Genomic DNA, 14,861 nt, shown 5'->3' with positions numbered 1-14,861 from the left:
GCGATGTTGTCGTTCCGAGTCCGGCGTGATGGGCGCTGGCGGCCGCAGGGGTGGCGCGCGACAACGTCGACGTCGTGCGACAGCGATGGTGTCGTTCCGAGTCGGGCGTCGGGGGCACTGGCGAGCGCGGGAGCGGCCGCGACAGCGTCGACGTCGTACGACAGCGATGGTGTCGTTCCGAGTCGAGCATGTGGGCGCCGACGCGCGTGGGGGTGGCGCGGGGTGGCGGCTCGACAAAGTCGAGGTCGTGCGACAGCGATGGTGTCGTTCCGAGTCGAGCATGTGGGCGCCGACGCGCGTGGGGGTGGCGCGCGACAAAGTCGAGGTCGTGCGACAGCGATGGTGTCGTTCGGAGTCGAGCATGTGGGCGCCGGCGGCCGTGGGGGTGGCGCGCGACAACGTCGAGGTCGTGCGACAGCGATGGTGTCGTTCCGAGTCGGGCGTGATGGGCACTGGCGGCCGCGGGAGCGGCGCGCGACAACGCCGAGGTCGTGCGACAGCGATGGTGTCGTGCCGAGTCCGGCGTGATGGGCGCTGCCGGCCGCGGGGGCGGCGCGCGACAACGTCCACGTCGTGCGACACCGATGATGTCGTTCCGAGTCGGGATCGACGCCCCGCGGGTCACGCCGCTGCGACGACGACGGCCTCCCACGCGACGGTCTCGCCGTAGCTGCGCTTGCTGAAGGGCTCGAGCCCCGCCGGCCAGCTCGGCTCGGGCGAGCGCTTGCTCCGCTCCACGACGACCACGGCGTCCGCGGTCAGCCGCGGCACCAGGGCCTCGAGCACCTCGGCGATCTCGTGCTCGGTGACCTCGTACGGCGGGTCGATGAAGACCAGGTCGAAGGTCCGCACGGTCCCGCGCAGGAACCCGAGCGCGGGCTGCGCGTGCACGTCGATGCGGACACCGGGCACCCGCTGCTTGACGATCCGCGCGTTCTCCCGGCAGGCCGCCGCGGCAGCAGCCGCTCGGTCGACGAGGACGACCTCCACCGCCCCGCGCGACGCGGCTTCGAGCCCCAGGGCCCCGGTGCCCGCGTACAGGTCGGCCACGGCGGTGTCGTCGACGAGCCCGCGGGACTCCAGCGACGAGAACAGGGCCTCCCGCACGCGGTCGCTCGTCGGGCGGGTGCCCGACTTCGGCACCCGGAGCGTCGTGGAGCCGGCGGCGCCGGCGATGATGCGGGTCATGCAGCAACCGTAGCGGCCGCCCGAGGGCCCGCAGCGGTTGTCCACAGGCCGGATCGGAGGCTCGGTGCGCGTCGGCCGTCACGGGTACCGTTGCCGTGTGGTCACCTCACGAGCCGCTGCGCGCACGAGCGCGTCGTCCGACGGCGCCCCCGGTGCAGCGGAAGCGCCACCAGCCGACGCGCCCGCAGCAGACGTACCCGCAGTCGACGCGCCCGCAGTCGCGCCCGCGGGGACCGACCTGCCCGCCGGCACCGCGTGGGCGGCGGCGCCGCTCGACACCCGCCTGGTGAACGTCCTCGGCGGCCGCACCGCCAAGGCCGTCGAGAAGGCGTTCGGGTACCGCACGGTGGGCGACTTCCTCGAGCACGCGCCGCGTCGGTACGCCGAACGTGGAGCCCTCACGGCGCTCGACTCGCTGGCGATCGGGGAGGCCGTCACCATCGTCGCCGAGGTCGTCGACGTCCGGGAACGCACGATGCGCCAGCGCCGCGGCTCCATCCTCGAAGCCAAGATCGGCGACGGCAAGGGCCTGCTCACGCTGACGTTCTTCAACCAGGGATGGCGGACCAAGGACCTCGTCGTCGGCGCGCGCGGCATCTTCGCGGGCAAGGTCGGCGACTACCGCGGCGCCCGACAGCTGGCCCACCCGGACTACGAGCTCTTCGACGCCGACGACCCCCGCGCGAACGCGGACCCCGAGTCCGAAGAGGCGATCCGCTTCTCCCGCCAGCCGATCCCGATCTACCCGGCCACCGCGTCGCTGTCGTCCTGGCAGATCGCGAAGGCCATGGCGGTGGTGCTCGACACGCTGCCGGAGATCGCCGACCCGGTGCCCTCGTCGGTGCGCGCCCGGCTCGACCTGGTGCCGTTCCGCCGTGCCCTCGAACTGCTGCACCGCCCGGAGAAGGTCGCCGACTTCAAGCGCGCCCAGGACGCCCTCCGGTACCGAGAGGCCTTCGTGCTGCAGACCGCCCTGGTCCAGCGCCGCATCGCGGCCCGCGCGACCGCCTCGACCCCGCGCACGGCGTCCCAGGGCGGGATCCTCGAGCGCTTCGACGCCACGCTCCCGTTCACACTGACCGAGGACCAGCGCTCGGTGGGCGACGAGATCGCGCACGACCTGGCGGGGGACTGGCCGATGCACCGGCTCGTGCAGGGCGAGGTCGGCTCCGGCAAGACCCTCGTGGCGATCCGCGCGATGCTCACCGTCGCCGAGTCCGGCGGCCAGTCCGCGCTCATCGCCCCGACCGAGGTGCTCGCCGCTCAGCACCTGCGGTCCATCGTGAAGTTCCTCGGACCCGACCTCGCCGCCGAGCTGCGCCCGGTGATCCTGACCGGGTCGCAGTCGACGGACGAACGACGACGGTCGCTCCTCGCCGCAGCGTCCGGCGGGTCGCGGCTGGTCGTCGGCACGCACGCGCTCCTCGGCGACCGCGTGGACTTCGCCGAGCTCGGCCTCGTCGTCGTCGACGAGCAGCACCGGTTCGGCGTCGAGCAGCGCGAGGCGCTCCGGACGAAGGGCCAGGCCCCGCCGCACGTGCTCGTGCTCACGGCGACGCCGATCCCGCGCACGGTGGCGATGACCGTGTTCGGCGACCTCGACGTCTCCACCATCGCCGGCATGCCCTCCGGCCGTGCCGGCGTCGAGACCTTCACGGTGGGCCTCGCCGAGCACCCGGGGTGGGAGTCGCGCATCTGGACCCGGATGGCCGAGGAGCTCGCGTCCGGGCGCCAGGCGTTCGTGGTGTGCCCGGCGATCGACGACGCCCACGCCGAGGACGACGGCGAGCCCGACCCCGAGACGGACGAGGACGCTCCCAAGCGCACCCCCGCGACGGTGCTGGCCACGGCGGAGCGCATGCGCACGATGCCGGTGCTGCAGGGCCGGCGGATCGAGGTCCTGCACGGCCGGATGTCCGGCGACGAGAAGGACCGCGTGATGACCGCGTTCGCCGCCGGGGACGTCGACGTCCTCGTCGCGACCACGGTGATCGAGGTCGGGGTCGACGTGCCGAACGCCTCGATGATGGCGATCCTCGACGCCGATCGGTTCGGGGTCTCGCAGCTGCACCAGCTCCGCGGGCGCATCGGCCGAGGCCAGTACCCGGGCGTGTGTCTGCTCGTCACCGCTGCCGAGGACGAGACGACCTCCCGTGAGCGCGTCGACGCCGTGGCGGCCACGGACGACGGCTTCGAGCTGGCCCGGGTCGACCTCGAGCTCCGGCGCGAGGGCGACGTGCTCGGCGAACGGCAGTCCGGCGGGCGCTCGTCGCTCAACCTGCTCCGCGTCGTGCGGGACGCCGACGTCATCGTCGACGCACGAGAAGCGGCTGAGCGCCTGCTCGAGCGCGACCCGACACTCGCCGACCAGGCCGAACTCCGCGACGCCCTGGCCCGACGACTGGACGAGTCCGACGCGGCGTTCCTCGGCAAGAACTGACCGACGCCACACGAGCCGAGGCGCCCCGACGGGCACCGCCGGTATCGTCGACGGCATGACGCAGATCGCGGTGGTCCCCGGCTCCTTCGACCCCGTGACCCTCGGGCACCTCGACGTGATCGGGCGTGCGGCGGGGCTCTTCGAGGAGGTCCACGTGCTCGTGGTCCACAACCCGGCGAAGTCGACGGCGATGTTCGACGCCGTCGACCGGGTGCGTCTCATCGAGGAGTCCCTCGCCGAGGTCGGCGCGCCGAGCAACATCCGGGTGGGGGAGTGGACCGCCGGCCTGCTCGTCGACTACTGCCGCCAGGTCGGAGCGACGGTCCTGGTGAAGGGCGTCCGCTCCGGGGAGGACGTCGCCTACGAGACCCCGATGGCGATCATGAACCGGCACCTCGCCGACGTCGAGACGGTGTTCCTGCTGCCGGAGGCCTCGCGGGCGCACGTCTCCAGCTCGCTCATCCGGCAGGTCGCGACACTCGGCGGTGACGTGTCGCCGTACGTCCCCACCGTGGTGGACCGGGCGCTGCACGACCGCCTGCGCTGATCCCAGCGTGCGACAGCAGAACGGCGCACCCAGCACGCCACGCCCCGACACGGCACGCCGCTCCTCGACGTGGGAGCGGTCCCGCGCTAGGATGGTCGATCGTGTCTTCCCCCGTGAACAGCCCCTACGCCCTGCGCGTGCGTGACCTCGCGCACCGACCGGGCGAGATGCGCGAACACACGCTCGACCTCGTCGTCCCCGAGGACCTCGGAGCCGGTGTCGTCGCCGTCCGTCAGGGCGACGAGATGAACATCGAGCTCCGGCTCGAAGGCCTCCACGAGGGCGTGCTCGTCTCCGGGCACGCGTCCGCAGAGGCGACCGGGCAGTGCTCGCGCTGCCTCATCGACATCTCCGAACCCGTCGAGGTCGATTTCGCCGAGCTGTTCGCGTATGATCCCTCGGAGGATTTCGACTTCCATGTTCACGAAGACCACGTGGATTGTGAACCGGTCGTTCGAGACGCAGTGGTGCTGTCACTGCCGTTCCAGCCGGTCTGCCGACCGGACTGCCCAGGCCTCGACCCGGTGACGGGTGAACGTCTGGCAGACCTCGGTGACCGTCCCGCTTCCGGGCCCACGGATCCCCGTTGGGCCGCGCTGGACGGGCTCCGGTTCGACGACAGCAGCACGACGCACAGCACCACCACCGCCCCCGATGCCACCGATGGCGCGGAGCGGACCGAAGCCGACTCGGCTGAGTGACCGCACCCCCACCGACTGACCACCGACCAACCGAAAGAGAACCACCATGGCCGTTCCGAAGCGCAAGCAGTCACGTTCCAACACGCACGCCCGTCGTTCGCAGTGGAAGGCCGCACCGGTCCAGCTCGTGAAGACGATCGAGAACGGTCAGGTCACCTACAGCCTCCCGCACCGCGCGAAGGTCGTCGAGGACTCGGCCGGCACGCCCCTGTACATGGAGTACAAGGGCCGCAAGGTCGCCGACGTCTGATCCGGACTGAACGCATGACAGCGACGTCCGGCTCCGCGGGGTCCAACCCGGTGGGGTCGGACGTCGTTCGTCTGCGTGCACTCCTCGGGGTGGACGTCGACCTCGACCTGCTCGAGCTCGCCCTCACCCACCGCTCGTACGCGTACGAGCACGGCGGCATCCGACACAACGAGCGCCTCGAGTTCCTCGGCGACTCCATCCTCGGACAGGCCGTCACCGTCAAGCTCTTCCGCGACTTCCCCGACCTCGACGAGGGCGACCTGGCCAAGCGTCGGGCCAGCCTGGTGTCGACGGTCGCCCTCGCGGAGATCGCTCGGCTGAACGGCCTCGGCGCCTGGCTCCGACTCGGCAAGGGCGAGGAGCAGACCGGCGGTCGGGACAAGTCCTCGATCCTCGCTGACACGGTCGAGGCCATCATCGGTGCGACCTACCTCTCCGCTGGACCAGACCCCGCGACCGCGCTCGTGCTGCGACTCGTCGACCCGCTGCTCATCGACCCGGACCGCTTCGGCGCCGCGATGGATCCGAAGACCAGCCTGCAGGAGCTCGCGGCGTCCCTGACGCTCGGCAACCCGGCGTACCGGGTCACCGAAGAGGGCCCAGACCACGACAAGACCTTCCACGCGACGGTCGTGCTGCAGGGCGAGGACGTCGCCACCGGCTCCGGGTCGAGCAAGAAGACCGCTGAGATGTCCGCGGCGCTCGAAGCCTGGACGCGCCTGTCCGGTCGCGCCGACGAGACGGCCGACACGACGACGGCGACGAAGACCCCGACGAAGACCGCGACGAACACTGCCCCCGGAGCCTGACCAGGTGCCGGAACTCCCCGAGGTCGAGGTCGTCCGCGCCGGTCTCGAACCCGCGGTCAGTGGTGCCCGGGTCCTCGCCGTCCACGTCCTCGACGAGCGGGCGCTCACCCGGCACGACGGCCCCGGCGAGGACTTCGCCCACCGGCTGACGGGCCGGACCATCGCGGCCGCCGTCCGGCGCGGCAAGTTCCTCTGGATGCCGCTCGAACCAGCGCCGAACCGGGAAGCCGCCAGCACCGCGCGCCCCGAGGCCCTCGTCGCCCACCTCGGCATGAGCGGCCAGATCCTCCTCGGACGCGGGGACCGCCCCGCAGCGAAGCACCGCCGCATCCTGCTCGAGGTCCAGCCCGCCGGCACCGACCGCGACGGCGCGCCGGAACCCCCGGTCGAGCTCGAGTTCGTCGACCAGCGCACGTTCGGCTCGATGGCGATCGACACGATGGTGCCGACGATCGACGGCGCCGCGGCCGGGTTCGCCGGGCACGTCGACGACGAGCACCCGGACGCGTCGTGGCGCCGGAGCATCCCGAGTCAGGTGTCGCAAATCGCCCGCGACCCGCTCGACCCCGCGTTCGACGACGACCGCTTCATCGCGATGGCCCGGAAGCGGGCGAGCGGCATCAAGCGCGTCCTGCTCGACCAGGGCGTCGTCAGCGGCATCGGGAACATCTACGCGGACGAGTCGCTGTGGGGCGCGAAGCTGCACTACGACCGGCCCGCTGAGCGACTGACCCGGGCTGATCTCCGCCTGCTCCTCGCCGAGGTCCGCGCGGTCCTCGGGCGGGCGCTCGAGGACGGCGGCACGAGCTTCGACGCCCAGTACGTCAACGTCAACGGGCAGTCCGGGTACTTCTCCCAGCGCCTCGCGGTGTACGGCCAGCAGGGCAAGCCGTGCCCCCGGTGTGGCACCCCGATCGTGCGCGAGGCCTTCATGAACCGGTCCAGCCACCGTTGCCCCGTGTGCCAACCGCGTCCGCGGGCCACCAGGCGTTAGCCTTCCGGCAACGAGGGAGCCCGGAGACCGCATGTACTTGAAGAGCCTGACCATCAAGGGGTTCAAGTCCTTCGCGCAGCCGACGACCTTCGCGTTCGAGCCCGGCGTCACGTGCATCGTCGGTCCGAACGGGTCGGGCAAGTCCAACGTCGTCGACGCCCTCGCCTGGGTGATGGGGGAGCAGGGGGCGAAGACCCTCCGCGGCGGCACGATGGAGGACGTCATCTTCGCGGGCACCTCGAGCCGGGGTCCGCTCGGTCGCGCGCAGGTGCTGCTCACCATCGACAACTCCGACGGTGTCCTGCCGATCGACTACACCGAGGTCACGATCGCCCGCACGCTGTTCCGCAACGGCGGCAGCGAGTACGCCATCAACGGCGAGAACTGCCGGCTCCTCGACGTCCAGGAGCTCCTCAGCGACACCGGCCTCGGCCGCGAGATGCACGTCATCGTGGGGCAGGGGCAGCTCGACAAGGTCCTGCGCGCCACCCCGGAGGACCGCCGCGGCTTCATCGAGGAGGCCGCCGGGATCCTCAAGCACCGTCGACGCAAGGAGAAGACCCTCCGCAAGCTCGCCGCGATGCAGACGAACCTGACGCGCCTGTCCGACCTGGCGGGGGAGATCCGCCGCCAGCTGAAGCCCCTGGGCCGCCAGGCGGAGGTCGCCCGCAAGGCCCAGTCCGTCGCCGCCGTCGCCCGGGACGCCAAGGCCCGCATCCTCGCGGACGACGTCGTGCGCCTGCGCCGTGAGCTGCACGAGCACCAGGAGGTCGAGGCCGGTCGGAAGTCCGAGCGGATCGTCCTGTCCGAACGCCTCGACCAGACCCGCACGCGGCAGCAGCAGGTCGAGCAGAGCATGGTCGGCGACGACGTGGACCGCGCCCGCACGGTCGTGCACCGACTGGAGAGCGTGCAGGAGCGGCTCCGCGGCCTGTCGAGCCTGGCGAACCAGCGGCTGATGCTCCTCGCGCAGCAGGCCGACACCCCGCAGCAGGGCCCGACGATCACGCCCGAGCAGGTCGAGGGGGTCCGCGCGGAGGCCACCAGGCTCGACGCCCAGGCCGCAGAGATGGCCGGGGGGATGGTGGCGACCGCCGAGACCGTCCGCGCGGCCAGGGCCACCCTCGATGCCCTCGACGAGCGGATCGCCGCGCAGGCGGCCCTCGTCACGCAGCACGACCTGACGGCGCAGCGCCTCACGAGCGCGGTCGACGTCGCCCGGTCGAAGCGTCAGTCCGCCGTGGCCGACCGCGAACGCCGCGAGCGCGCCCTCACCGAGGCCGCCGAACGCGCTCGCACCGCCGAGGCCGCGCTGGTCGAGGTCGGCACCGACCCGTCGGACGACGCCGACCCGGACGCCCTCCAGAGCGTTCTCGAAGCCAGCAGGGCCCGCCTCGAACAGGCGCAGACCGACCGCGACGCCCTCCGCGACCGACTCCACGGCCTCGAACGCGAACGCGACGCCCTCGAGGCCCGCGTCGCCGCCCTCGCGATGTCGATCGACGTCCGCGACGGCTCCCAGGCCCTCATCGACGCCGGACGCGCCGGCATCGTCGGCCGCCTGGCCGACCGCCTGCGCGTCACCCCCGGCTACGAGGGCGCGATCGCCGCCGCCCTCGACGGCCTCGCCGACGCGGTCCTCGCCGAGGACCGCTCGGCCGCGCTCGACGCCGTCACACACGCCAGGGCCGAGGACATCGGCCGCATCGACGTCGTCGTCGCCGACGCGTCCGGCGCACGGTCCGCCGGCCCGGTTCCCGACGGCGTCCGCCCGGCCCTCGACCTCGTCACCGGCCCGCCCGCCCTCGCCGCGATCCTCGCCGACACGCTCGTCGCGGTGTCCGACGACGTCGACCTGGAGGCCGTGCTCACCGCCGCCCCGCAGGCGACGGTCGTGACGCGGTCGGGTGACCTGGTCCGCGCGGTCCGCGTCACCGGTGGGGGTGCCCGCACCACGTCCCGCATCGAGCTCGCGGCCGAACGCGACGACGCCGTGGTCCGGCGCGACGCGGTCGCGACGGACGCCGAGGACGCTGCCACGAGCCTCCAGGCCGCGCGCAGCGCCGTCGACGACGCGCGCCGCCAGCTGGACGACGCCGACCGGGCGAGCCGTGCGCACGCCGCCGCGGTGGCCGAGTACGACCGCACCAGCGCCTCGGTCCGGGCTCGCACCGAGAACGCCGCGGCCGAGGTCGAGCGCCTCCGGGCGGCGCTGGGGGAGACCGACGGCGCGGTGGAGGCCGCGGAGCAGGTCCTCGCGGACGCCGACCGCGCGCAGCAGGAGCACGCGGCGCAGCCGAGGCCGCGGGTCGATGCCTCCGAGCGGCAGGGGCTGCTCGACGCCCTCGAGGCCGCTCGTGCCGCGGAGATCGAACAGCGCATCCAGGTCGAGACCGTGCGCGAGCGGGCCCGTTCCGAGCGGACGCGTGCCGACCAGCTCGACCGACAGCTCGCGTCCGAACGGGCCGCCGCAGCCGAGGCCGCACGACTGGCCGTGATCCGACGCGGGCAGATGGCCACGGCCGAGCGCGTGCTCGCCGACCTGCCCGAGGTGCTCGGCGCCGTGGACCGCTCGCTCGCCGAGGCCCGGGTGCGCCTGGCGACCGAGGAGTCCGAGCGGGCGAAGCGGAACACCGAGCTGCAGACCATCCGCACCGAGGAGCGCGAGCTCCGCGACCGGCTGCAGCGCATCACCGACGGGGTGCACTCGCTCGAGATGGAGATCTACGAGAAGAAGCTGCACGTCTCGGGCGTGGTGGACCGGGCGCTCAGCGAGCTCGGCCTGGTGGAGTCCGTCCTCGTCACCGAGTACGGGCCGCACGTGCCGGTCCCCGTCGACGTGCTCATCGACCCCCGCGTGCTGGCACGACGGCACCGGGACGCCGAGCGCGCGGCGGCGGCTGCGGCGGCTGGTGACGAGACGGACGGCGCCGAGACGGTCGCCGCCGACACCGACGAGCTCCTGCCCGCCGAGTCCACGCTCCCCGGTGGTCCGGCGCTGCCCGAGTTCGACGCCTCGGCCGAGATCGACCCCGCCGACGTCGAGACGGTGCCCTACGTCCGCGCGGAGCAGGAGCGCCGACTCGCAGCGGCCGAACGCGACCTCGGGCAGCTCGGCCGGGTGAACCCCCTGGCGCTCGAGGAGTTCCAGGCGCTCGAGCAGCGGCACGCGTTCCTGGCCGACCAGCTCGAGGACCTGCAGAAGACCCGCACGGACCTGATGACGATCATCGAGGAGCTCGACGCGAAGATGCAGACGATCTTCGAGTCGGCGTTCAACGACACCAGGGACGCCTTCGACGTCGTGTTCCCGATCCTGTTCCCCGGCGGTTCGGGGTCGATCACGCTGACGGACCCCACGGACATGCTCGCGACGGGCATCGAGGTGCAGGTGAAGCCCGCCGGCAAGAAGATCGACCGGCTGACGCTGCTGTCCGGCGGGGAGCGGTCCCTGGCGGCGGTGGCGCTGCTCGTGGCGATCTTCACCGCCCGGCCGTCGCCGTTCTACATCATGGACGAGGTCGAGGCGGCGCTCGACGACGCGAACCTCGGGCGGCTGCTCACCGTGTTCGAGCGGCTCCGCGACACCTCGCAGCTCATCGTGATCACGCACCAGAAGCGCACGATGGAGATCGCCGACGCGCTGTACGGGGTGTCGATGCGCCAGGACGGCGTCTCCGCGGTGGTGGGGCAGCGCGTGCAGCGCCGCGAGGCCGAGCCGGCCGACGCGGTCGCGTAGCCGCGGGCGCCGGTCCGGCCGGCCAGGGGCCGCGCCGAGACTCGCTCCCGCGGACAGTTGCGCGCCGGAACCGGCCGCAGGGTGCCCGCATGGCCGAGTCTCGGCGCCCGGCCGGGCGGCAGCTGGTCGCGTTACTTGGCGTCGGTCGTCTCGACGGTGCGCTGCGACCCGGTCGGGGTGAGCCCACGCTCCTGACGCTTCTTCGAGACCACGAGGGAGGCCGCCGTGGCGACCGCGATCGTCAGCATGATGAACCCGAGCGAGAACCAGATCGGGATCTCCGGCGCCCACTCGATGTGCTCGCCGCCGTTGATGAAGGGCAGCTCGTTGACGTGCATCGCGTGGAAGACGAGCTTCACGCCGATGAAGCCGAGGATGACCGCGAGGCCCTGACCCAGGTAGATGAGCCGCTCGAGCAGCCCGGCGATGAGGAAGTACAGCTGCCGGAGGCCGAGGAGCGAGAACGCGTTCGCGGTGAACACGATGAACGCGTCCTGCGTCAGCCCGAAGATCGCGGGGATCGAGTCGAGCGCGAACAGCACGTCGGTCAGGCCGATCGCGACCATGACGAGCAGCATCGGGGTGAACAGGCGCTTGCCGTCGACGCGGGTGGTCAGGCGGTCGCCGTCGTAGTGGTCCGCGGTCGGGATGATGCGCTTGAGGATGCGGATCAGCCGGGAGTCGCCCTCGTCGGCGCCGTGGTCGTTGCCGCTCCGGGCCTGCGACCAGGCGAGCCAGAACAGCAGCGCACCGAAGAGGTAGAACACCCACGAGAAGTTGTCGATGATCGTGACGCCGAGGGCGATGAACACACCGCGGGCCGCCAGGGCGATGGCGACACCGACCAGCAGGACCTTCTGCTGGAACTCCTTCGGCACCGCGAAGGAGGACATGATGATGAGGAACACGAAGAGGTTGTCGACCGACAGGGCCTTCTCGGTGAGCCAGCCGGCGAAGTACTCGCCGCCGGCCTGCCCGCCGCCGAAGACCAGGATGCCGATGCCGAACACGATCGCGAGCGCGATGTAGACGGCCGACCAGATCGCGGACTCGCGGATGTGGGGCACGTGCGGCGTGCGCACGTGCGAGTAGAAGTCGAAGACCAGCAGCGCCAGGATGCCGGCGATGGTGATGAGCCAGACAGAGGTGGGGACGTCCACGGATGGACCCTTCAGGTATGGGGCGAGGGTACGCCGATGCCTGAAGGTCTCTTCCGTCGCACTGAGCCCGAGCGGGCTGCGTGCGACCGGCGCCCCGGGACCGGATCGTTCCGGCCCGTACTGACGGGGACACCGAGAGGGAATACTCCCCTTCGTGGTGCCCATGGTAGCGGGGCACGGCCACATCCGCCGCGCTCTAAGCTGGGAGCATGGCGAGTACTTGGTCACTGTCCTCCCGTCTCCGGGGCCTCTTCCAGCGGAAGACCATCGACGACACGACGTGGGACGACCTCGAGACCGCCCTCATCGGCGCCGACTTCGGTCCCGACATCTCCGAGGAGATCATCGAGGACCTCCGTGCGCGCGTCGAGCGGTACGCCACGACGGACCCCGCCGACCTGAACCGCATGCTCCGTGAGGTCCTCGAGGAACGGCTGTCCAAGCTCGACACCACGCTGAAGCTCAGCGCCCGGCCGGCCGTCGTGCTCGTCGTCGGGGTGAACGGCGTGGGCAAGACCACGACCATCGGCAAGTTCGCCAAGTTCCTGAAGACGTACGACCGCACCGTGGTCGTCGGCGCGGCAGACACCTTCCGAGCCGCCGCGGTCGAGCAGGTCGCCACCTGGGCCGAGCGTGCCGGCGTCGAGGTCGTCCGGCCGTCGCAGCCCGGGCAGGACCCGGCCTCGGTGGCCTACCAGACCGTCGAGAAGGCCATGCGCGACGGCACCGAGATCGTCGTCATCGACACCGCCGGCCGTCTGCACACCAAGGCCGGCCTGATGGACGAGCTCGGCAAGATCAAGCGCGTCATCGAGAAGCAGACCGAGATATCCGAGGTGCTGCTCGTCCTCGACGCCACCACCGGACAGAACGGACTCGCGCAGGCCCAGGCCTTCATCGAGGGCGCGGGCGTCACCGGGCTCGTCATCACGAAGCTCGACGGCTCGGCCAAGGCGGGCTTCGTGCTGAGCGTGCAGGAGAAGACCGGCATCCCGATCAAGCTCATCGGGCAGGGCGAGGGCATCAACGACCTGACGGGCTTCACCCCGCACGTGTTCGTGCAGAACCTGGTGGGCTGAGCCCGGGTACCGTCTGTGCGGTACACGGATCGTCCAGGTACGTCGGAAGGGGACCACACATGCCCGCACTGCTCATCATCGCCATCATCGTCGGCATCGTCCTGCTCGTGACCGGGATCGTCAGCGCCGCGTTGAAGTTCCTGCTGTTCATCGGCCTCGTGCTCATCGTCCTGGCCGTCATCGGCTGGATCGTCCGCCGCGTCCGCGGCGCCGGTTCGCGCGTCTGACGACGCAGCTCCACGACGGACGGGAGGCTCCCCACCAGCTGGTGGGGAGCCTCCCGTCCATCACGGGGCTGTAGAATCGTCGGACTATGGCGCAATTCGGATCGCTTTCTGATCGGCTCACCGAGACCTTCCGCAACCTGCGGACCAAGGGACGGCTCACCCCGTCGGACGTGGACGGCACGGTCCGCGAGATCCGCCGGGCCCTGCTCGACGCGGACGTCGCCCTCGAGGTCGTCAAGGCCTTCACGGCCGCGGTGCGTGAGCGTGCCCTCTCCGACGAGGTCAACCGGGCGCTGAACCCCGCGCAACAGGTCGTGCAGATCGTCAACGAGGAGCTCGTCGGCATCCTCGGCGGCCAGCAGCGCCGGCTCGAGTTCGCCAAGCGTCCGCCGACGGTCATCATGCTCGCGGGCCTGCAGGGTGCGGGCAAGACGACCCTCGCGGGCAAGCTCGGCAAGTGGCTCAAGAAGGACGGCCACACCCCGATGCTCGTCGCGGCGGACCTCCAGCGTCCGAACGCCGTGCAGCAGCTCCAGGTCGTCGGCGAGCAGGCCGGCGTGCACGTCTTCGCCCCCGAGCCCGGCAACGGCGTCGGGGACCCGGTCAAGGTCGCGAAGAACGCGATCAAGGCCGCGGTCGACCAGCAGTACGACACCGTCATCGTGGACACCGCCGGTCGTCTCGGTGTGGACGCCGAGCTGATGAAGCAGGCTGCCAACATCCGCAAGGCCGTCGACCCGGACGAGGTCCTCTTCGTCATCGACGCGATGATCGGTCAGGACGCCGTCACGACCGCCCGTGCCTTCCAGGAGGGCGTCGACTTCACCGGCGTCGTCCTGTCCAAGCTCGACGGCGACGCCCGCGGTGGTGCTGCCCTGTCGGTGGCCAGCGTGACCGGCCGTCCGATCATGTTCGCGTCCACGGGCGAGGGGCTCGACGACTTCGAGCCGTTCCACCCGGACCGCATGGCGAGCCGCATCCTCGACCTCGGCGACATCCTCTCCCTCATCGAGCAGGCCCAGGGCGCCTTCGACGAGGAACAGGCGATGAAGGTCGCCGAGAAGATCGCGACCGACAACTTCACCCTGAACGACTTCCTCGAGCAGATGCAGCAGCTTCGCAAGGCGGGATCGATCAAGGGCATGCTCGGGATGCTCCCCGGCGCGAAGGGCATGCGCGAGGCCCTCGACAACTTCGACGAGCGCGAGATCGTCCGCACCGAGGCCATCATCCAGTCGATGACGCCGCAGGAGCGCGAGCTGCCGAAGCTCCTCAACGGTTCCCGTCGTCTCCGCATCGCGCGGGGCGCCGGTTCGACCGTGACCGAGGTCAACCAGCTCGTGAACCGCTTCGAGCAGGCGGCGAAGATGATGAAGACCGTCGCCCGCGGTGGGGTGCCGCAGATGCCGGGCATGGGTCCGATCCCGGGGATGCACGGCGGCAAGAAGGCGCAGCAGCAGAGCAGCAAGAAGAAGAAGGTCGGCAACCCGGCCAAGCGCGCGGCCCTCGCCGCCGGCACCGCCGCGCCGCAGCCGCAGGCGCCGAAGGGCTCCGGCCTCGGACTCGGCGGCGGTAAGAACGGCAAGGCGCCGACCGAGGAGGAGCTCGCCTCGCTCCAGAAGTTCCTGGGTCGCTGACGCGACCAGAACGACAAACGGGAGGCCCGTGGCGGATCCGCCACGGGCCTCCCGTCTGTCTGTGGTGCGTTTCGACCCACCGCGCTCGGC

At 71.5% G+C, this 14,861-nt stretch carries 12 protein-coding genes; 10 read left to right on the top strand and 2 right to left on the bottom strand.

The annotated features are described in order from the left end of the window. Positions 1-621: 621 nt before the first annotated feature. The gene (locus OXR63_RS08390; protein WP_267421874.1) at positions 622-1,188 is read right to left on the bottom strand and encodes an RsmD family RNA methyltransferase; all 567 of its coding nucleotides are present in this window, start codon (positions 1,186-1,188) and stop codon (positions 622-624) included. A 238-nt stretch (positions 1,189-1,426) separates the two neighbouring features. On the opposite strand from OXR63_RS08390, the gene OXR63_RS08385 reads away from it, so the two are divergent. From OXR63_RS08385 to OXR63_RS08355, 7 genes are all read left to right on the top strand, one after another. After that, complete coding sequence (locus tag OXR63_RS08385) at positions 1,427-3,628, top strand: ATP-dependent DNA helicase RecG (protein ID WP_267421882.1); 2,202 nt, start codon at positions 1,427-1,429, stop codon at positions 3,626-3,628. 55 nt (positions 3,629-3,683) lie between these two features. Continuing rightward, a complete protein-coding gene (gene coaD, locus OXR63_RS08380) occupies positions 3,684-4,175 on the top strand; it encodes a pantetheine-phosphate adenylyltransferase (RefSeq protein ID WP_267421872.1) in 492 nt (163 codons plus the stop codon). Positions 4,176-4,312: 137 nt separating this feature from the next. Further along, on the top strand, positions 4,313-4,876 hold the full coding sequence (locus OXR63_RS08375) for a YceD family protein (protein ID WP_308202648.1): 564 nt from the start codon (positions 4,313-4,315) through the stop codon (positions 4,874-4,876). Positions 4,877-4,922: 46 nt separating this feature from the next. After that, on the top strand, positions 4,923-5,126 hold the full coding sequence (rpmF, locus tag OXR63_RS08370; protein WP_071273047.1) for a 50S ribosomal protein L32: 204 nt from the start codon (positions 4,923-4,925) through the stop codon (positions 5,124-5,126). 14 nt (positions 5,127-5,140) lie between these two features. After that, positions 5,141-5,935 carry a ribonuclease III gene (gene rnc, locus OXR63_RS08365; protein ID WP_267421863.1) on the top strand — a complete coding sequence of 265 codons (795 nt, stop codon included), beginning with the start codon at positions 5,141-5,143 and terminating at the stop codon, positions 5,933-5,935. Positions 5,936-5,939: 4 nt separating this feature from the next. Beyond that, complete coding sequence (gene mutM / locus OXR63_RS08360) at positions 5,940-6,929, top strand: bifunctional DNA-formamidopyrimidine glycosylase/DNA-(apurinic or apyrimidinic site) lyase (RefSeq protein ID WP_267421861.1); 990 nt, start codon at positions 5,940-5,942, stop codon at positions 6,927-6,929. Positions 6,930-6,960: 31 nt separating this feature from the next. Further along, entirely contained in the window at positions 6,961-10,668 is a 3,708-nt protein-coding gene (locus OXR63_RS08355; protein WP_267421859.1) for an AAA family ATPase, read from the top strand. A 131-nt stretch (positions 10,669-10,799) separates the two neighbouring features. On the opposite strand, the gene OXR63_RS08350 is transcribed toward OXR63_RS08355, so the two are convergent. Next, on the bottom strand, positions 10,800-11,828 hold the full coding sequence (locus tag OXR63_RS08350; RefSeq protein WP_267421857.1) for a TerC family protein: 1,029 nt from the start codon (positions 11,826-11,828) through the stop codon (positions 10,800-10,802). A 209-nt stretch (positions 11,829-12,037) separates the two neighbouring features. On the opposite strand from OXR63_RS08350, the gene ftsY reads away from it, so the two are divergent. The 3 genes from ftsY to ffh all read left to right on the top strand — a co-directional run bounded on the left by ftsY (position 12,038) and on the right by ffh (position 14,771). Next, positions 12,038-12,907 (top strand): signal recognition particle-docking protein FtsY, encoded by an 870-nt coding sequence (gene ftsY, locus OXR63_RS08345; RefSeq protein WP_071274811.1) that lies wholly within the window; start codon positions 12,038-12,040, stop codon positions 12,905-12,907. A 59-nt stretch (positions 12,908-12,966) separates the two neighbouring features. Further along, positions 12,967-13,134 carry a hypothetical protein gene (locus OXR63_RS08340; protein ID WP_267421852.1) on the top strand — a complete coding sequence of 56 codons (168 nt, stop codon included), beginning with the start codon at positions 12,967-12,969 and terminating at the stop codon, positions 13,132-13,134. 86 nt (positions 13,135-13,220) lie between these two features. Continuing rightward, entirely contained in the window at positions 13,221-14,771 is a 1,551-nt protein-coding gene (gene ffh / locus OXR63_RS08335; RefSeq protein WP_267421849.1) for a signal recognition particle protein, read from the top strand. The last annotated feature ends 90 nt before the right edge of the window (positions 14,772-14,861 follow it).

It is taken from the genome of Curtobacterium sp. GC_Cur_3 (assembly GCF_026544205.1).
Lineage (GTDB): Bacteria > Actinomycetota > Actinomycetes > Actinomycetales > Microbacteriaceae > Curtobacterium.
Note: the sequence above shows the minus strand (reverse complement) of the source record. Positions and strands in the feature narration are given on the sequence as shown.

What these genes read in the sequence shown, in the direction of transcription:
- ftsY (WP_071274811.1), top strand. Translation starts at nt 12,038, where the DNA reads ATGGCGAGTACTTGGTCACTGTCCTCCCGTCTCCGGGGCCTCTTCCAG.
- OXR63_RS08340 (WP_267421852.1), top strand. Translation starts at nt 12,967, where the DNA reads ATGCCCGCACTGCTCATCATCGCCATCATCGTCGGCATCGTCCTGCTC.
- rpmF (WP_071273047.1), top strand. Translation starts at nt 4,923, where the DNA reads ATGGCCGTTCCGAAGCGCAAGCAGTCACGTTCCAACACGCACGCCCGT.
- ffh (WP_267421849.1), top strand. Translation starts at nt 13,221, where the DNA reads ATGGCGCAATTCGGATCGCTTTCTGATCGGCTCACCGAGACCTTCCGC.
- OXR63_RS08390 (WP_267421874.1), bottom strand. Translation starts at nt 1,188, where the DNA reads ATGACCCGCATCATCGCCGGCGCCGCCGGCTCCACGACGCTCCGGGTG.
- OXR63_RS08355 (WP_267421859.1), top strand. Translation starts at nt 6,961, where the DNA reads ATGTACTTGAAGAGCCTGACCATCAAGGGGTTCAAGTCCTTCGCGCAG.
- coaD (WP_267421872.1), top strand. Translation starts at nt 3,684, where the DNA reads ATGACGCAGATCGCGGTGGTCCCCGGCTCCTTCGACCCCGTGACCCTC.
- rnc (WP_267421863.1), top strand. Translation starts at nt 5,141, where the DNA reads ATGACAGCGACGTCCGGCTCCGCGGGGTCCAACCCGGTGGGGTCGGAC.